We start from the raw sequence: 18,608 nt of genomic DNA, 5'->3' as shown, positions 1-18,608 counted from the left end.
TCAGGGCGGAAGGAGATGAAACGAATGAAAACAGGAATTCATCCAAACTATAAAACAGTTATGGTTAAATGTACTTGCGGAAACGAATTTGAAAGTGGTTCTGTAAAAGAAGAGATCCGCGTTGAGACTTGTTCTGAATGTCACCCATTCTACACTGGTCGTCAAAAATTCGCTGAAGCTGGTGGCCGTGTTGATCGCTTCAACAAAAAATACGGTCTTAAATAATCACATTGTCGAAACAAACAGGCAAGTAGCTTAACTTCTTGCCTGTTTTTTTGCTTATAAAAGTAGAAAAACAGTGTCTGCTTGATAAAAAAGTGGGTACTTTATCATAGGAATAAGATCTACATAGAAGACGTAGATTAAGTTAGTAGCGGTTCGCTCAGAAACGGAACGAGAAGAAGGGAGAGTCCCGCAGTGGTGTACGTAATGAAACAAAGCGGTTGGATAGAAGTAATTTGTGGCAGTATGTTTTCAGGGAAATCAGAAGAGTTAATTCGACGTGTGCGCCGCACGCAGTTTGCTAAACAAAAAGCACAAGTGTTCAAGCCTGCAATCGATAATCGATATAGCGAAGAAGCGGTTGTTTCACATAATGGTACATCTGTTATGGCTTATTCAATCTCGGCATCGCGCGATATTTTAAAGCGAGTAGATGAAGAGACAGACGTAGTAGCGATAGATGAAGTACAGTTTTTTGACACAGATATTTTAGAAATTGTTCAATCTTTAGCGGATCAAGGCTTTCGTGTGATTGTAGCGGGGTTAGATCAAGACTTCAAAGGTGAACCTTTTGGACAAATGCCGCAGTTAATGGCTATTGCAGAGTCGGTAACAAAGCTACAGGCTGTGTGCGCTTCATGTGGCTCTCCTGCGAGCCGTACGCAGCGTTTGATTAACGGTGAGCCTGCTTCTTATGACGACCCTATTATTTTAGTCGGTGCGTCTGAATCGTACGAACCAAGATGTCGTCATTGCCACGTTGTGCAAAAGTCTAAAGGACAAGCGGTGTCTGTGGACTCAAGTGAAATGGTCGAAAGATAAAGCAAGAATTTTATGATGATAAAAACAGAACGCGCAGTTCTGTTTTTTTGTTCATATACGTGTATTAACAAGGTTTTGACTCTATTTTAAAGCTATACTATAATTACAATGTTATGGATAAAGAATGAGGTGAATGACGTGTTTGATCGTTTAGAAGCGGTAGAGGCGCGCTATGAGAAGTTAAACGAACTTCTGAGTGACCCTGAGATCGTAAACAACCCCTCTAAGTTGAGAGAATATTCGAAGGAACAATCAGATATACAACAAACGGTAGCGGCTTATCAGGAATACAAAGATGTAAAAGAGCAGTTATCAGAAGCGAAAACGATGCTTGAAGATAAGCTTGATGCGGATATGCGTGACATGGTAAAAGAAGAAATTGCCGAGTTAGAAACGCAGCAAGAAGAGCTAGTTGAAAAGCTACGTATTTTATTAATTCCAAAAGATCCAAACGATGATAAAAACGTAATCATGGAGGTTCGTGGAGCGGCTGGTGGAGATGAAGCAGCATTATTCGCAGCTAATTTGTACCGCATGTATTCGCGCTTTGCTGAATCCCAAGGCTGGAAAACAGAAGTAATGGAAGCAACGACTACTGGAGTAGGCGGTTATAAAGAAATTATCTTTATGATTAACGGTAAAGGTGCGTACTCAAAGATGAAATTTGAAAACGGTGCACACCGTGTTCAACGAGTTCCTGAAACAGAATCAGGCGGTCGTATTCATACATCTACAGCGACGGTAGCATGTCTTCCTGAAGCGGAAGAAGTCGAAGTGGACATTCATGAAAAAGACATCCGTGTAGATACATTTGCTTCAAGTGGACCTGGTGGCCAAAGTGTTAATACGACGATGTCAGCCGTTCGTTTAACGCATTTACCAACAAATACAGTGGTATCATGTCAAGATGAAAAGTCTCAAATTAAAAATAAAGAAAAAGCAATGAAAGTATTGCGTGCTCGCGTGTACGATAAGTTCCAGCGAGAAGCACAAGCAGAGTACGATGCAACGCGCAAACAAGCAGTTGGATCTGGAGATCGCTCCGAGCGTATCCGTACGTATAACTTCCCGCAAAATCGCGTAACGGACCACCGTATTGGTCTGACGATTCAAAAGCTAGATCAAATCTTAGAAGGCAAGCTTGATGAAATTATCGATGCATTAGTCATGGAAGACCAAGCGCGCCGAATGGAAGATTCGAACTAATGAAAGTATTTGAAGCCCTTAAGTGGGCTTCTTCTTTTTTGAAAGAGGCAAAGCGAGATGAAAACGCGGGAGAACTCTTGCTTCGCCATCACTTGCAGATGACGAGAACTCATTTGCTAGGTGCTCTGCAGGAAGAACTAGAAGAAGAAATTCTAAAAAGATTTGAACAAGATGTCCATGCTCATAAAGCAGGTATGCCTGTACAATATCTAATTGGGACAGAAGAATTTTACGGGCGTTCATTTATTGTAAACGAACATGTATTAATTCCAAGGCCCGAAACGGAAGAGCTGGTATACGGAATGATTTCTCGAATAAAAAAAGAATTTCAACACCAGCCTATTGAGCTTTTAGATATTGGAACGGGAAGTGGGGCAATTGCTATCACTTTAGCTTTGGAGCTTGACAGAGTGGAAGTTACAGCAACAGATATAGCTATAGAATCTTTAAGCGTAGCTAAAGAAAATGCTCAAAACCTGGACGCTGCTGTCATATTTATACAGGGAGATCTATTACAACCATTTTTATTATCGAATCAGAAATTTGATGTAATTGTGTCTAATCCGCCTTATATTCCAGCAGATGATGAGTTGTCCACAGTGGTAAAAGATCATGAGCCAAACCGAGCTCTTTTTGGTGGAAAAGATGGCCTGGATTTTTATCGACGTTTCATGGAAGAGTTGCCATATGTGACGAAGTCAAATAGTATTATTGGATTTGAAGTCGGGGTCGGACAGACAAAAGATGTAGCTGAGATGCTGCAAAAAACGTTTCCGACAGCTTTTGTAGAATGTGTATATGATATTAATGGAAAAGATCGAATGGTTTTTGCACAACTTCGCGAGAACTAAAAAAATCAGAGGGAATGATTTTCCCTTTGATTTTTGAAAATCATGCATTTTTTTACTAAATTACTAGTTTAAGATATCTTGCTTTCGGCCATACTGTTCCTATGAAAGGGCGGTGGCCGAAATGAAGAAATATGCTATCATTTATTTTATTTTATTAATTATTGGAGCAAATGCTCAACTTATATATACACATAACCAAGTGCAGGCAGATCAGCCTGCAGTCATTCCAGACGAGGCAATTCGACTGCGCATTTTAGCAAACAGCGACGGTGAAAAAGACCAGTACGTAAAACGTCTGATTCGTGACCGCGTGAACGAACAAATCACAGAATGGGTAAAAAATTTAACATCTGTAACTGTAGCTCGAAAAACAATTAAAGAAAATTTGCCGGCGCTTGAAACAATTGCGAAAGAAGTGCTAAAAGAAGAAGGCGTAAATGAATCTGTTCATGTTAAATTCGGAAAAGTAGAGTTTCCTACTAAGTTGTACGGTCAGTTCTTATATCCAGCAGGTGAGTATGAAGCCGTGCTTATTACTCTTGGCAAAGGAGAGGGAGCAAACTGGTGGTGCGTACTATTTCCTCCTTTATGCTTCTTAGATTTCTCAAACGGTGAAGCGGTAAAAGCGCCGGAGCCATCTGAAGAAGAGCCAAAGGAAGAAAAAGAGAAACCAGCAGCTTCTGAATCAAAATCTGCAGACAAAACAGATGACAAATCGGCTGAAAGTAAAGAACCCGCAGTGAAAACAGAAATTCAATCTGCAACTATTACATCGGATTCTATTGAGCAGAAAGCTGAGGAACCTTCTCAACCAACAGTATCTTCTACAGAAGTAATTGCAAAAGATACAAGCAGCACAGTAAAGGAAGAAACAAGTGCTAAGGCTGAAAAAAAGGAAAGTAAAGAAGCTGAAAAATCTGTTTCATCTAAGAAAAAAGCTGATTCTAAATCAAAAGAAGATTCCGTAGAAGTTAAGTTTTTTGTAGTAGAATGGGTATCGTCAGTATTTAATTAATAGAATCATTAAAAATAAAATTCAGTTCTACTTTTTTTAATCATCTCATAGATTTGTTACTAGAAAACAAGTTGAGGTGATTAAAATGAGAGAACAATTAAAAATTGCTAGTGAAAATGATTATATTCGAATTGAGCAGTTCTTACAAAAAGCGGGCATCAGCACAGCTGGCGTGGAAGAGCATATTCATCAATTTGTCATAATGGAAAATGAAGAAGGCGAGCTGCTAGCAACAGTTGGGTTTGAAAAAGAAGGTGTGGATGGAATTCTCCGCTCCCTTGTCGTGTCTCCTTCTTTAATGCAATCTGATATTCTGCTGCTATTTAAAAGCATCGTCCAGCTGGCTCAAAAGCATGGCGTGAAGCAACTATATTTACTAACAAATAAGGCATCTTCTCTACATTTTTTTCAAATGATGAATTTTCAGCAAACATCTTACAGTGCACTGCCTGAGTTGTTAAAAGAACATTCTTATTTAAAAAAGTTACCAAACCCTCGGGATGTCTATGTGATGTTTTATGCAGCTAGTTAAAAGAAAATGTGGATAAATCATTTTGATTGGGTATCCACAATGTTATTCACAAAAACATAAGCTTTATCCACATTTTGTGGATAAAGCTTGTTTGTTGATATAATGAATGCAGGTATTTTACTATCTTTGATACATATTGTACTTTTAAAGTAAAAAAAACCTAGATATAGAAAGAAAAAGGAGTTGAAGAAGATGGAAACTAAGTTATGGGTTGTGGATAATTTTACGAACGAAAAAGATATTTATCCACAGATAGAAGAAGCAGCAGATTTGCTGCGCAATCACGAAGTGGTTGCTTTTCCTACAGAGACGGTGTATGGACTAGGAGGAGATGCAACATCGGATAAAGCTGTGGATAAAATTTTTGCAGCGAAAGGACGTCCTAGTGATAACCCTCTTATTGTTCATATTGGAGATAAAGAGCAGCTTCATACATTTGTAGAGTCGATTCCTTCAAAAGCAGAGAAAGTGATTGATGCTTTTTGGCCGGGTCCTCTTACAGTAATATTGCCCAAAAAAGATCGAGTTTCAGATAAGGTTACGGCTGGTTTAAACAGCATTGCAGTGAGAATGCCATCACATCCGGTAGCCCTCGCATTATTAAAAAAAGTGGCTTTGCCTATCGCAGCTCCTAGTGCAAACCTTTCCGGTAAGCCAAGTCCCACTCTAGCTCATCATGTGATGAATGATTTAGAAGGGCGTATTAGCGGAGTTGTAGATGGAGGAGCAACAGGGGTAGGAGTAGAGTCGACTGTCCTTGATTGTACTGAAGAGATTCCTATTATTTTACGTCCGGGCGGCATTACTCAGAAAGAGTTGGAAAATGTCATTGGTCCCGTAAAAGTAGATCGAGCGTTACTAAGTGATAAAGAAGCGCCAAAATCTCCAGGTATGAAATACACGCATTACGCACCTGATGCACCGCTTGTCATTGTTGACGGCAGTTCAGATTTTTTCCAATCTATTATCGATCGCTATAAAGATCAGGGTAAGCGAGTGGGGGTATTAACGACATCTGAACATGAAGATGCGTATAAAGCGGATGCGGTTATCACATGTGGATCTCGTTCAAATTTAGAGACGGTTGCTAGCCACTTATACGAGTCGCTTCGTTCATTTAATGAGTGTGACGTAGATGTTATCGTTAGTGAAAGTTTTTCTGAAGAAGGAGTCGGTCATGCCGTTATGAACCGATTAATGAAAGCTGCAGGACATCACGTGATTAAGCAATAAAATTCATCTTCTAAACCTTTTCGAATGTGCATATTTTGAAATAGGAGCACGTCCGAGGAGGGTAAAGATGAATGTATCTCAGTTAATTAGTGAAATGATCACATTAGTCATTATGGCGTTTGCCTTAGGAATGGATGCTTTCTCAGTTGGTTTGGGAATGGGATTAATTCGTTTACGCTTTCGCCAAATTTTCTACATTGGTGTTGTTATCGGTGTATTTCATATTTGGATGCCGCTGTTAGGCATGTTTATTGGACGACTTTTGTCTGATAAACTTGGAATGTTTGCTACCTATGGCGGTGGAATTTTATTGTTGATTCTTGGGGCGCAGATGATTTATTCATCCTTTAAGCATGACGATACGCCGTTTATCAAACCAGTTGGCTTTGGACTGTTATTTTTTGCGCTCAGCGTGAGTCTAGATAGTTTTTCTGTTGGACTTAGCTTAGGTATTTTTGGGGCAAGAACGTTTTTGACCATTATTGTTTTTGGCGTAGTGAGTATGCTATTAACTTGGTTAGGATTGCTGCTAGGCAGAAGAGTACAAGGTTGGATTGGTTCATATAGTGAGGCACTGGGCGGGAGCATTTTATTAGCTTTTGGAATCAAATTGTTATTACCTTTTTAACTATATATAAATAGGTAAAGGATCATGACCATGCAGGTTATGGTCTTTTTTTGCTTCTTTTGGATTGTAGTGATAAAAGAAGGAAAGCGAAGTCGTTTTTTCGAGATGCATGAAGCGATAATCGATAAAAAAATACCTGAAAAAGCTAACTGGATTTATGCAGGCAATAGAGATACAATAGGGTGGAATATCAACATAGTCGAACATAGTGAAAGCAAGGGAGGATGTATCTTGAAAAACATCTTATTTGTATGTACAGGAAACACGTGCCGCAGCCCTATGGCAGAAGCGTTGCTCAAAGCTAAAGAGATAGATGGAATAAACGTGAAGTCTGCAGGCGTATTCGCTTCAAATGGAAGTGAAGCTTCTGTTCATGCACAAGTTGCCCTTCACCAGAAAGGCATAGCTTGTTCTCATGCTTCGGCAGCATTAACGGAAGAACAATTGATGTGGGCTACTTATATTTTTACGATGACGGAGCAGCATAAAATGCTGATTTTGAACCAAGCTCCATACGTAAGTGATAAATTATTTACGCTAAAAGAATTTGCCGACGAGCAAGGTGAAGTATCTGATCCGTTTGGCGGATCATTACAGACGTACGAACAGACTTTAGAAGAGTTAGAGCGTATGATTAACAAAATAGTCGACAAATTATAAAAGGTCCCATAAATTTTTGCTGACTTAAAATGAACAGAAATTTAATATAAGACGAAGGTACGTATGAGGAGGAAACAAAGATGAAAGTAGCTATTGCATCTGACCACGGCGGTATAAATTTGCGACAGGAAATTATCTCTTTAATGGAAGAATTAAATATTGAATATGTGGATTTAGGGTGTGAATGCACAGCGTCCGTAGACTATCCGGATTATGCACTGCCCGTTGCTCAAAAAGTGGCGAGCCAAGAAGTAAATCGAGGCATTCTTATTTGTGGAACAGGCATCGGTATGAGTATAGCAGCTAATAAAGTAAAAGGAATTCGCTGTGCTCTAGTGCATGATACGTTTAGTGCAAAAGCGACAAGAGAACATAATGATAGCAACATTTTGGCAATGGGTGAACGTGTCATTGGGCCGGGACTTGCACGTGAAATTGCGAAAATTTGGTTAATGACAGAATTTGAAGGCGGCCGACATGAAAATCGCGTGAATAAAATTAAACAGTATGAGCAGCAAAGTGATGCAACATTAACTGTATAATGTGAACGTATTCAATGAAAGAAAGGAAGAAAAACGTGTCTGAACTTACGAAATGGAAAGAGCAGTTGGAAACAGTTCTATCTGATTTTTTAGCACAAGTGCAGTTGTCTTCAGAACATACACTTGTCATTGGATGCAGTACAAGCGAGGTAATTGGTGAAAAAATAGGAACCGCAGGCGCAATGGAAGTCGCAGAAATGATTTTTGATACACTATCAGATTTTCGAAAAAAGACGGGTGTTCACTTAGCATTTCAATGCTGTGAACATCTCAATCGAGCACTGGTAGTAGAAAGAGAATTAGCTCGCAAAGAGCGTTTAGAAATGGTTAGTGTTGTGCCTATTCATAAAGCAGGCGGAGCGATGGCTACACAGGCCTATGGCCAGCTTAAAGATCCTGTTTTGGTAGAGTTTATTAAAGCTGATGCCGGTATTGATATTGGAGATACATTCATTGGTATGCATTTAAAGCATGTCGCAGTACCCGTTCGTTGTACGTTAAACGCAGTTGGACACGCTCATGTTACTTTAGCAAAGACGCGTCCAAAACTAATTGGTGGAATGAGAGCGTTTTACGAACTTTCGTAATTAAATATATTAAAATAATACACATTTTTTCTTTTTTATTCTAAATAAATCATGTTACAATGTAGTTGAATCAACAAATAACGAACATTGCGAATACGAAATGAGGAGAGGATTTTGATGGAGAAACAACTAATGCAACAAGATCCAGCAGTTTATAATGCGATCAAGGATGAATTACAAAGACAACGTACTAAGATTGAGCTAATTGCTTCAGAAAACTTTGTAACAACAGCGGTAATGGAAGCACAAGGTTCAGTTTTAACAAATAAATATGCTGAAGGCTATCCAGCTAAACGTTACTACGGTGGTTGTGAACACGTAGACGTAGTAGAAGACTTAGCTCGTGATCGTGCAAAAGAAATTTTCGGAGCAGAGCACGTGAATGTTCAACCTCACTCAGGTGCACAAGCAAACATGGCTGTATATTTCACAGTTTTAGAGGCTGGAGACACAGTACTTGGTATGAATTTATCGCACGGCGGTCACTTAACGCACGGAAGTCCTGTTAACTTTAGTGGTGTTCAGTATAATTTCATTGAATATGGCGTAGATCGTGAAACACATCGCATTAACTACGATGATGTATTAGAAAAAGCTCGTACACATAAACCAAAATTAATTGTGGCTGGTGCAAGCGCATATCCGCGCGCAATCGACTTCAAGCGTTTCCGTGAAATCGCTGATGAAGTAGGAGCTTATTTAATGGTAGACATGGCTCACATCGCTGGTCTAGTAGCTGCAGGACTTCATCAAAATCCTGTGCCACATGCTCATTTCGTTACAACTACAACACATAAAACACTGCGCGGACCACGCGGCGGTATGATTTTATGTAAAGAAGAATTTGCGAAAAAGATTGATAAGTCAATCTTCCCTGGTATTCAAGGTGGTCCATTGATGCACGTTATCGCTGCAAAAGCAGTAGCATTTGGTGAAGCATTACAAGATGAATTTAAGCACTATGCTCAAAATATCATCGATAATGCTAATCGTTTAGCAGAAGGATTAAAGAAAGAAGGATTTGCTCTTGTATCTGAAGGAACAGACAATCACCTTGTGTTAATCGACGTAAGCTCAATGAATTTGACAGGCAAAGTGGCTGAAAAAGCGCTTGATGATGTAGGTATTACAACAAACAAAAATACAATTCCTTATGATGAGCAAAGCCCATTTGTAACAAGCGGTATCCGTATTGGTACAGCTGCGGTTACAACTCGCGGATTTGGCTTAGAAGAGATGGATGAAATTGCTTCTATCATCGGATTAACGCTTAAAAATATTGAAGATGAAGAAAAGCTAGCTGAAGCTAAAACACGCGTTGAAGCTTTAACAAGCAAGTTTGAAATGTATAAATCATTGTAAGAGAGACAGGCCTTTGTGCCTGTTTTTTTATGGAGAAAGTGGTAGCAATTCAATCATTTTTTGAATAATGCTTGAACTCAAAAACTTTTTTCTGTAAAATGAATGCAATGTATAAATTTAATTAGCAAGAGATATGTTTTTACTAGTACGTACCATTCAATTCGTTGAATGGTATTTTAATGTGTACATCTTTATATATAAGGAGAGATATCAATGGGCAAAGTATACGTATTTGATCACCCGCTTATTCAACACAAATTAACTTACATACGTGATGTAAAAACGGGAACGAAAGAGTTTCGTGAATTAGTTGATGAAGTGGCAAGCTTAATGGCTTTTGAAGCGACACGTGATTTACCGCTAGAAGACGTTGAAATTGAAACACCGGTTTGCAAAACAAAGTCAAAAGTTATTGCAGGGAAAAAGCTTGGTATCGTTCCAATTCTTCGTGCTGGTATCGGCATGGTAGATGGATTTTTAAAACTAATGCCAGCTGCTAAAGTTGGACACGTTGGCTTATATCGTGATCCAGAAACATTACAGCCTGTTGAATATTATGTAAAGCTGCCTAATGATGTAGAAGAGCGTGACTTTATTGTAGTAGATCCTATGCTTGCAACAGGAGGGTCAGCTGTAGAAGCAATCAACTCTCTTAAAAAAAGAGGCGCTAAAAACATTAAATTTATGTGTTTAATTGCTGCTCCTGAAGGCGTGGAAATCGTAAAAGAAGCACACCCTGACGTAGATATTTACATTGCGGCATTAGATGAAAAATTAAATGACCATGGATATATTGTTCCAGGTTTAGGTGATGCAGGGGATCGTTTATTCGGTACAAAATAATTTGTAGATTCGGGTGATGAACATGAAGCAGCCAATTAAAGTAATGACGATATTCGGGACAAGACCAGAAGCAATTAAAATGGCCCCTCTAGTGCTAGAGCTTAAAAAGCGACCGGAGGAGTTCGAAGCGATTGTTACGGTAACGGCTCAGCACCGTGAAATGTTAGACCAAGTATTGAGCATTTTTGACATTCAGCCTGACTATGACCTTAACATTATGAAAGATCGCCAAACTCTTATGGACGTAACGACCAGAGGATTAGAAGGTTTGGACGACGTAATGAAAAAAGTAAAGCCGGATATCGTACTTGTACACGGCGATACAACTACGACGTTTATTGCCGGACTAGCAGCTTTTTATAATCAAATTCAGGTGGGACATGTTGAAGCAGGTTTGCGCACATGGAATAAATATTCTCCATATCCGGAAGAAATGAACCGTCAGCTTACAGGCGTTCTCGCTGATTTGCACTTTGCTCCGACAGATAAGTCTGCAGCTAATTTGCAAGCAGAGAATAAAAAAGAAGAGCGAATCTTTGTGACTGGAAACACAGCTATCGATGCGTTAAAAACGACAGTAAAAGAGACATATGAGCATGAAGTGTTAACGAAATTGGGAGATGATCGTCTTATTTTATTAACGGCGCATCGACGCGAAAATTTAGGCGAACCAATGAAAAACATGTTCCGTGCTGTTAAACGTATTGTGGATGAACATGAAGATGTGCAAGTTGTGTATCCTGTTCATTTGAATCCGGTAGTTAGAGAAACAGCAAACGATATCTTAGGAAATGATCCACGCATTCATTTAATTGAACCGTTAGATGTAATTGACTTCCATAACTTCGCTGAGCGCGCTCATATTATTTTGACAGATTCGGGCGGTGTTCAAGAAGAAGCTCCTTCATTAGGCGTACCTGTATTGGTACTTCGTGATACAACAGAGCGACCGGAAGGAATTGAAGCAGGAACGCTCAAACTAGCAGGAACGGAAGAAGAAACAATTTATACGCTAGCAAAAGAGCTGTTAATAGATGAAGACGTATATAAGCAAATGTCACAAGCATCGAATCCTTATGGAGATGGCTTAGCTTCTAAACGTATTTGTGATGCTATTAGCTACTATTTCAACCGCCGTGAAAATAGACCGGAAGCTTTTAATCCGCTTTCGTAAGATTTCTAAACACCTTTCACATGAAAAGTGTCTCTTTGAGACACGATAGTGTGAGAGGTGTTTTTTTATGTGGATTAAATGGTTAATGATTAGCTTTATATTAGGGAGCGGGGGAGGGCAAATGTCGTTCAATCCGATATTTCCTTCTATAAAACAAGAAATGAATCATCAGGAAAAATCAATAATTGTCATGGTTGAAAAAGAAAAATTCGCGGAATTTAAAAATCAGCTACAAAAAAATTATTCTAATATAAAGATTAAGAGCGAATTTCACACGGTATTTACAGGACTTTCATTAAACGGCTCCATCTCGGATTTGGAAAAACTATCTCATAATCCTTCTATTATTGGTTCACATTCTATTAAAAACTACCAGGTTGCAGAAGAAAATAGCGTAACCTTCATTGGCTCAGAACAGGTAAGGGGCTTATTTGATACTTATAATCGGCGCTTAACAGGAAAAGGGATCAAAGTAGGCGTCATCGATACGGGTGTTGATTATTCTCATCCCGATTTAAAACAAACCTACAGGGGAGGGTATGATGTAATAGATAAAGATTATGAGCCGATGGAAACCACTCGGGAGCAAGGAGAGCCTACTCTGCATGGCACTCATGTAGCTGGTATTATTGCAGCAAATGGAAATATTAAAGGTGTAGCACCTCAAGCGGAGATCTACGCATACCGAGCTCTTGGACCTGGTGGAGCTGGAACGTCTGAAAGTGTTATTCTAGCTATCGAAAAAGCAATTCAAGATGATGTAGATATTATTAATTTATCATTAGGAAATGATGTGAATGGCCCTGATTTACCAACAAGCTTAGCGTTAGATCGAGCTGTTGAAAAAGGAATTGTAACGGTTACATCCAGCGGCAATTCAGGTCCAGGTTTATGGACTGTGGGCTCTCCAGGTACAGCGGGAAAAGCTATTTCGGTTGGCGCTTCTGTTTCCCCGACAACAGTTCAATTTCTAACAATTGGATTTAGCAAAGAAAAAATTATGATGGCGCCAGTAGAAGGGTCTCGTCCATGGACGTTTAATCAAACGCTGCGTGTAATAAATGAAGAATACTTCAAAGAGCAAAAGCATGCGTTGGGTAACGTCATTTTGCTAAAAGCAGAAGGAAATGTGGTTGAAAAAAAGATTAAACAAGCTGAACAGGCAGGAGCAAGAGCCGTTATTTTATATAGTCCGACTGAAAAAAGCATAATCGGTAAACTACAGGAGTCAGTAAATATTCCAGTGATATGGATAAGTAAAAAAAACGGTGATACCATTAGTCAATACATTCAGTCTCAACAGCCATACTTACGTACTGGCAAGCAAGTGGTGCAAGACTTGCTCACATCTTTCAGTTCAAGAGGACCTGTAACGACTACTTGGGGAATCAAGCCGGACGTCGTCGCACCTGGTTACTTCATTAATAGTACAGTTCCTGGGGGATACGAACGCATGCATGGAACAAGTATGGCTGCGCCCCATGTAGCTGGAGCGTGCGCTCTTATTTTACAAGCTCACCCGAACTGGTCTCCTGAACAAGTCAAAGCTTCATTGATGAACACAAGTAAAGTAATGCAGCAGCTAAATGGTCAAACGTATCGCGTATATGAACAAGGAGCTGGGAGAATTCAAATAGCAAAAGCTGTCACAGCAGACTCTTTATTTTATCCATCTTCTTTATCTTTCGGTATTTTTACGCGCCCATCAAAGAAAGTCTTATCATTTAAAATTGATAACCAGTCTGATAAAGCAAAAACGTATCGCTTAAACGTTCCGAGAAGGGATGAAGGAGTGAACTGGGATGTTCCATTACCCGTCACGGTGCAGCCCCATCAGACAAAAGAAATAGCTGTCACTTTATCGGTGCAGCCCCGTTTTAAAAATAAAGGTATATATGACGGATATTTGGAAATAAATGATTCACGTGAAACATTTTCGCTTCCTTATATGTACATGGTTAGCATTCCAGATTATCCTCGTATCATGGGATTGCAAGTAGCAGCGGAAAAAGAGAAAAATACTTATAGCTATGAACTGTTTTTGCCTGAAGGAGCAGATGAGTTAGGCGTTGCTCTTTTTGATAAGCAGTCTTTACAGTTTATATCATATTTAGATGTTGACGTTGATGTAGAAAGAGGCATGAGAAAACAGAAAATAACGATCGATGAATCGCTTGTGCCGGGGGCGTACCAAATATTTGCATTTGTGAAAAAGCATAGACAAGAGCAGGTTGTACACAGTACAATAACGATTGAATGAACCTCTTTAAATGTTTTCATTTGAAGAGGTTTTATGTGTGGCAGAAATGTGAACAATAAGAAGAGATTGTGAAGTTTTTAGCTTAAACACATTGACATTAAATATACGCTATTGTATGCTTACAGGGAATATAAATGATAAGGTTTTCAACCTGTGAAAACCGTTGATATTTCTGCGTATTTTATTAGCTGTTTTTACCTTTTTTAGCAATTTTTTTTGCCTTTCTATCATATATTGAGCTATAAAAACGATAGAGAATTCGGAAAAAAGAAAATTTTGCAAAAGGGGTATGAGCTTATGAAAGATCGCAACCGTCATCCTTTGCAAGCGATGGCATTAGTGTCAATCATTCTATCACAGTTAGCAGGTTCAGTCTTAATTGGCTTATTCTCTGGAAGATGGGCTGATCAATGGCTTGACACCGAACCACTATTTTTGATTTTAGGCCTTCTTTCAGGGCTAGCAGCAGGTGTTTTTATGATGCTGCGGACAGTCCACCATTTTTTTTCAGGAGATTAATAATTCATGCAGGATTTGCAGCACGTTTTTCCAAGACTTCGTTCATACATATTGTATTTGTTAGCATTATACGTTCTCGGCTGGGGATTTACAAGTTATAAGGCTGTTTTTGCAGGTTTAATTTTAGGAACCGCCCTGAGTTTGTATAATTTGTGGAACTTAGTAAGAAAGTTTGAGCAGTTTGGACAGGCGTTGGATGAGGGGAAAAAGCCCCGTTCAATTGGGACTGTTGTAAGATTTGCAACAGCTGCTCTCGCAGTTGTGATTACCATCTCTTATCCAAAAACCTTTCATATTATTAGTGTAGTTGTGGGATTAATGACGTATTACGTTGTCATTATCATAGATTTAGTTGTTCAAAATATGCGTAGAAGATAGAAAGAGAGGTGAACACAGTTGGGTCATGAATCACCAACTATAGAGTTTCTAGGCCTTACTTTTAGTCAAAGTAACTTGCTTATGGTTACCGTAGCTTCTGTTATTGTATTCTTAATTGCAGTTTTATGTACTCGTACTCTTGCTATGAAGCCAAGCGGTGCACAAAACTTTATTGAATGGGTCTTAGATTTTGTTAAAGGACTCGTTAATAGCAATATGGATTGGAAAACAGGTGGCCGCTTTTTGACGCTAGGTGTAACTTTACTTATGTACATTTTTGTGTCAAATATGTTGGGTCTTCCATTTGCCATCGTGATTGACCATAACTTATGGTGGAAATCGCCAACCGCTGATCCAGCAATTACGCTGACGTTAGCCGTTATGGTAGTTGTACTATCACATTATTATGGTATTAAAATGCGAGGTTTTTCTGCATACACGAAAGATTACTTCAAGCCAATGGCGTTTTTATTCCCGCTTAAGATTATCGAGGAGTTTGCCAATACGTTAACGCTTGGCCTTCGTCTTTACGGTAATATTTATGCTGGGGAAATTTTGTTAAGCTTGCTAGCTGGTTTAGCAACAACAGGCTTCCTAGGTACAATTGGAGCTGCTATTCCAATGCTTTTATGGCAAGGATTCAGTATTTTTGTAGGCGCAATTCAGGCCTTCATTTTCACAATGTTAACGATGGTTTATTTATCTCACAAAGTGAGTAGCGACCATTAATTTATAAAGCTTTGTTCAAGTAATACCCAATTTGGACAAAACAAAACTTAGTTAAACAAAATCATATATATTAAGGGAGGACTTTATAAAATGGGTTTAATAGCATCTGCAATTGCGATTGGTTTAGCGGCACTAGGTGCTGGTATTGGTAACGGTCTTATCGTTTCTAAGACGATTGAAGGCACAGCTCGCCAACCAGAAGCACGTGGTACATTAACTTCAATGATGTTCGTTGGGGTTGCCTTAGTTGAGGCGCTTCCAATTATCGCCGTAGTTATTGCATTCATGGTACAAGGTAAATAATAATGTGTTACATGTGGCGAAGATCATTCAAAAGAACCTTCGCCATTACTTTATGTCTTTAATAAGTAAATTATATATGTGGAGTCTCTGAAGGGAGTGAACATGGCCGTGTCGAACATGTTTGTGTTAGGAGCAGCAGGCATTAATGGTGGAGATATTCTTTTCCAATTAGTGATGTTCCTTATCCTACTTGCGTTACTTCAAAAATTCGCGTTTGGTCCTGTAATGGGAATCATGAAAAAACGTGAAGAGCATATTGCCGGTGAGATTGATGAAGCAGAAAAGCAAAATGAGGAAGCGAAGAAGCTTGTTGAAGAGCAGCGTGAAATCTTAAAGCAATCTCGTCAAGAAGTGCAAGTAATGATGGAAAACGCTAGAAAGTCTGCAGAAGATAAAAAAGAAGAAATCATTGCGGCAGCACGCGAAGAGTCTGAGCGTCTAAAAGCTGCAGCAAAACAAGAAATCGAACAGCAAAAAGATCAAGCAGTTGCTGCGTTACGTGAGCAAGTTGCTTCATTATCTGTTTTAATTGCGTCGAAAGTTATTGAAAAAGAACTTTCTGAACAAGATCAAGAGAAGTTAATTCATGAATATATCCAAGAAGTAGGGGATGTACGATGAGTCAACCAGCTGTAGCCAAACGCTATGCACTAGCTCTTTTTCAATTAGCAACAGAAAAACAGATGATCGATGAAATGCAAGACCAGCTACAAATCGTTGAAGAGGTGTTTGCTAAAACACCTGAATTAATGGATGTATTAACTCATCCAAAAATTACAATTGAGCGAAAAAAACAGTTTGTAAGTGAGGCATTTGCTGAACTTTCACCAACTGTTCAACATACGGTTCTTCTATTATTAGAGCGTCACCGCATTCAAATTGTTAGCGAAATGGTAAAAGAGTATCGTTTCCTAGCGAACGAAGTACGTGGCGTGGCAGATGCAACTGTTTATTCTGTCAAACCTTTAAGTGCAGATGAGAAAAGAGCAATCTCACAATCATTTGCTTCTAAAGTTGGAAAACATACGTTAAATATTTCAAATATAGTAGATAAAAGCCTAATCGGCGGCGTGAAGCTTCGCATTGGTAATCGTATCTATGATGGCAGCATTAGCAGCAAATTAGAAACGATCCACCGAGGACTTCTTGCACACAGATCGTAGATAGGGGTGAAATTCATGAGCATCAAAGCTGAAGAAATTAGTGCGCTGATCAAGCAGCAAATTGAAAACTATCAGTCTGAGATTAAAGTGAGTGATGTAGGTACTGTTATCCAAGTTGGGGACGGTATCGCACGTGCTCATGGCCTCGACAATGTCATGGCTGGAGAACTGGTTGAATTTTCAAATGGTGTCATGGGAATGGCACAAAACTTAGAAGAAAACAATGTAGGTATCATTATTTTAGGACCATATACGGAAATTCGTGAAGGTGACGAAGTTCGCCGTACAGGACGCATCATGGAAGTTCCAGTAGGGGAGCAGTTAATCGGTCGTGTTGTTAACTCATTAGGTCAGCCAGTAGACGGCTTAGGCCCAGTAGAAACAACAAAAACACGTCCAATTGAAGGTGCTGCACCTGGCGTTATGGATCGTAAATCAGTACATGAGCCGCTTCAAACAGGTATCAAGGCGATTGACGCACTTGTGCCGATCGGTCGTGGACAGCGTGAGTTAATTATCGGTGACCGTCAAACGGGTAAAACATCGGTAGCAATCGATACAATCTTAAACCAAAAAGATCAAGATATGGTATGTATCTATGTAGCGATTGGCCAAAAAGAATCAACAGTTCGTAACGTAGTAGAGACATTACGTAAACACGGTGCTCTAGATTACACAATCGTTGTAACAGCATCAGCTTCACAACCAGCCCCACTATTATTCTTAGCGCCATATGCTGGGGTAACAATGGGTGAAGAGTTTATGTATAACGGTAAGCACGTACTTGTTATTTACGATGACTTAACAAAACAAGCATCAGCTTATCGTGAACTTTCATTACTATTACGCCGTCCTCCAGGTCGTGAAGCGTATCCAGGGGATGTATTCTACCTGCACTCTCGTTTATTAGAGCGTGCGGCAAAGTTATCGGACGCAAAAGGTGGAGGTTCATTAACAGCTCTTCCATTTATTGAAACGCAAGCAGGAGACGTATCTGCTTATATCCCAACGAACGTAATTTCGATTACAGACGGACAAATTTTCTTACAGTCAGATCTATTCTTCTCAGGCGTGCGTCCTGCGATTAATGCTGGTCTTTCTGTATCACGTGTAGGGGGATCTGCACAAATTAAAGCGATGAAAAAGGTAGCAGGTACACTGCGTCTAGACCTTGCATCTTATCGTGAGCTTGAATCGTTTGCTCAGTTCGGTTCTGATCTTGACCAAGCAACTCAAGCAAAATTAAATCGAGGAGCGCGTACAGTTGAAATCTTAAAACAAGGTTTACACAAACCGCTTCGCGTAGAAAAACAAGTAGCTGTGCTTTACGCATTAACAAAAGGCTTCTTAGATGATGTTCCGGTATCAGATATTACGCGCTTTGAAGACGAGTACTTAACATGGTTAGAATCAAACCGTAAAGAAGTACTTGAATCAATCCGTACAACTGGTGGACTTCCTGAAGCTGGCGTATTCGAATCAGCACTTGAAGAATTCAAGAAAACATTTATTGCATCTGAATAATATATTGTCAGCATGGTATGTTAAGACAATCTTTCAATAAGGTGAAGGTGAACAT

General features: G+C 39.4%; 22 protein-coding genes. All 22 read left to right on the top strand.

Features of this window, described 5'->3' with window-relative positions:
- The first annotated feature begins 24 nt into the window (after positions 1 to 24).
- The 22 genes from rpmE to atpA all read left to right on the top strand — a co-directional run bounded on the left by rpmE (position 25) and on the right by atpA (position 18,553).
- Positions 25 to 225: a 50S ribosomal protein L31 gene (gene rpmE, locus BG04_RS10895; RefSeq protein ID WP_013085477.1), complete on the top strand. Its 201-nt coding sequence runs from the start codon at positions 25 to 27 to the stop codon at positions 223 to 225.
- Positions 226 to 429: 204 nt separating this feature from the next.
- On the top strand, positions 430 to 1,044 hold the full coding sequence (locus BG04_RS10890) for a thymidine kinase (RefSeq protein ID WP_211186106.1): 615 nt from the start codon (positions 430 to 432) through the stop codon (positions 1,042 to 1,044).
- Between the two features lie 138 nt (positions 1,045 to 1,182).
- Positions 1,183 to 2,250, top strand: coding sequence for a peptide chain release factor 1 (gene prfA, locus BG04_RS10885; RefSeq protein WP_013059820.1), 1,068 nt, complete (start codon positions 1,183 to 1,185; stop codon positions 2,248 to 2,250).
- Positions 2,250 to 3,101 carry a peptide chain release factor N(5)-glutamine methyltransferase gene (gene prmC / locus BG04_RS10880; protein WP_034648265.1) on the top strand — a complete coding sequence of 284 codons (852 nt, stop codon included), beginning with the start codon at positions 2,250 to 2,252 and terminating at the stop codon, positions 3,099 to 3,101. The genes prfA and prmC overlap by 1 nt, the downstream gene beginning before the upstream one ends.
- A gap of 121 nt (positions 3,102 to 3,222) precedes the next feature.
- Positions 3,223 to 4,116, top strand: coding sequence for a stage II sporulation protein R (gene spoIIR / locus BG04_RS10875; protein WP_016765928.1), 894 nt, complete (start codon positions 3,223 to 3,225; stop codon positions 4,114 to 4,116).
- An 85-nt stretch (positions 4,117 to 4,201) separates the two neighbouring features.
- Positions 4,202 to 4,648, top strand: a complete 447-nt coding sequence (locus BG04_RS10870) for a GNAT family N-acetyltransferase (protein WP_034648269.1) — start codon at positions 4,202 to 4,204, stop codon at positions 4,646 to 4,648.
- A 192-nt stretch (positions 4,649 to 4,840) separates the two neighbouring features.
- Positions 4,841 to 5,881, top strand: coding sequence for an L-threonylcarbamoyladenylate synthase (locus tag BG04_RS10865; RefSeq protein WP_016765926.1), 1,041 nt, complete (start codon positions 4,841 to 4,843; stop codon positions 5,879 to 5,881).
- Between the two features lie 67 nt (positions 5,882 to 5,948).
- On the top strand, positions 5,949 to 6,509 hold the full coding sequence (locus BG04_RS10860; protein WP_013085470.1) for a manganese efflux pump MntP: 561 nt from the start codon (positions 5,949 to 5,951) through the stop codon (positions 6,507 to 6,509).
- A 231-nt stretch (positions 6,510 to 6,740) separates the two neighbouring features.
- Complete coding sequence (locus BG04_RS10855) at positions 6,741 to 7,169, top strand: low molecular weight protein arginine phosphatase (RefSeq protein ID WP_025752493.1); 429 nt, start codon at positions 6,741 to 6,743, stop codon at positions 7,167 to 7,169.
- Between the two features lie 80 nt (positions 7,170 to 7,249).
- Complete coding sequence (gene rpiB, locus BG04_RS10850) at positions 7,250 to 7,711, top strand: ribose 5-phosphate isomerase B (protein ID WP_034648272.1); 462 nt, start codon at positions 7,250 to 7,252, stop codon at positions 7,709 to 7,711.
- 35 nt (positions 7,712 to 7,746) lie between these two features.
- A complete protein-coding gene (locus BG04_RS10845) occupies positions 7,747 to 8,298 on the top strand; it encodes a TIGR01440 family protein (protein WP_016765924.1) in 552 nt (183 codons plus the stop codon).
- 117 nt (positions 8,299 to 8,415) lie between these two features.
- Positions 8,416 to 9,660, top strand: coding sequence for a serine hydroxymethyltransferase (locus BG04_RS10840; protein WP_013059811.1), 1,245 nt, complete (start codon positions 8,416 to 8,418; stop codon positions 9,658 to 9,660).
- A 213-nt stretch (positions 9,661 to 9,873) separates the two neighbouring features.
- Positions 9,874 to 10,503 (top strand): uracil phosphoribosyltransferase, encoded by a 630-nt coding sequence (upp, locus tag BG04_RS10835; RefSeq protein WP_013059810.1) that lies wholly within the window; start codon positions 9,874 to 9,876, stop codon positions 10,501 to 10,503.
- A gap of 22 nt (positions 10,504 to 10,525) precedes the next feature.
- The gene (wecB, locus tag BG04_RS10830; RefSeq protein ID WP_016765923.1) at positions 10,526 to 11,677 is read left to right on the top strand and encodes a non-hydrolyzing UDP-N-acetylglucosamine 2-epimerase; all 1,152 of its coding nucleotides are present in this window, start codon (positions 10,526 to 10,528) and stop codon (positions 11,675 to 11,677) included.
- A 67-nt stretch (positions 11,678 to 11,744) separates the two neighbouring features.
- Positions 11,745 to 13,937 carry a S8 family serine peptidase gene (locus BG04_RS10825; RefSeq protein WP_034648278.1) on the top strand — a complete coding sequence of 731 codons (2,193 nt, stop codon included), beginning with the start codon at positions 11,745 to 11,747 and terminating at the stop codon, positions 13,935 to 13,937.
- A 297-nt stretch (positions 13,938 to 14,234) separates the two neighbouring features.
- Positions 14,235 to 14,456: an AtpZ/AtpI family protein gene (locus tag BG04_RS10820; RefSeq protein ID WP_013085464.1), complete on the top strand. Its 222-nt coding sequence runs from the start codon at positions 14,235 to 14,237 to the stop codon at positions 14,454 to 14,456.
- A 6-nt stretch (positions 14,457 to 14,462) separates the two neighbouring features.
- Positions 14,463 to 14,834: an ATP synthase subunit I gene (locus tag BG04_RS10815; RefSeq protein WP_013059806.1), complete on the top strand. Its 372-nt coding sequence runs from the start codon at positions 14,463 to 14,465 to the stop codon at positions 14,832 to 14,834.
- An 18-nt stretch (positions 14,835 to 14,852) separates the two neighbouring features.
- Positions 14,853 to 15,563, top strand: coding sequence for a F0F1 ATP synthase subunit A (atpB, locus tag BG04_RS10810; protein ID WP_013059805.1), 711 nt, complete (start codon positions 14,853 to 14,855; stop codon positions 15,561 to 15,563).
- 90 nt (positions 15,564 to 15,653) lie between these two features.
- Positions 15,654 to 15,866, top strand: a complete 213-nt coding sequence (gene atpE, locus BG04_RS10805; RefSeq protein ID WP_013059804.1) for a F0F1 ATP synthase subunit C — start codon at positions 15,654 to 15,656, stop codon at positions 15,864 to 15,866.
- 102 nt (positions 15,867 to 15,968) lie between these two features.
- A complete protein-coding gene (locus BG04_RS10800; RefSeq protein WP_013085463.1) occupies positions 15,969 to 16,487 on the top strand; it encodes a F0F1 ATP synthase subunit B in 519 nt (172 codons plus the stop codon).
- Complete coding sequence (locus tag BG04_RS10795; protein ID WP_013059802.1) at positions 16,484 to 17,029, top strand: F0F1 ATP synthase subunit delta; 546 nt, start codon at positions 16,484 to 16,486, stop codon at positions 17,027 to 17,029. The genes BG04_RS10800 and BG04_RS10795 overlap by 4 nt, the downstream gene beginning before the upstream one ends.
- Positions 17,030 to 17,044: 15 nt before the next feature.
- Entirely contained in the window at positions 17,045 to 18,553 is a 1,509-nt protein-coding gene (atpA, locus tag BG04_RS10790; RefSeq protein WP_013085461.1) for a F0F1 ATP synthase subunit alpha, read from the top strand.
- The last annotated feature ends 55 nt before the right edge of the window (positions 18,554 to 18,608 follow it).

This window comes from Priestia megaterium NBRC 15308 = ATCC 14581, from assembly GCF_000832985.1.
Classification (GTDB): Bacteria; Bacillota; Bacilli; order Bacillales; family Bacillaceae_H; genus Priestia; species Priestia megaterium.
The sequence above is the reverse complement of the archived record's forward strand: the minus strand, read 5'-3'. Positions and strand labels throughout refer to the sequence as shown.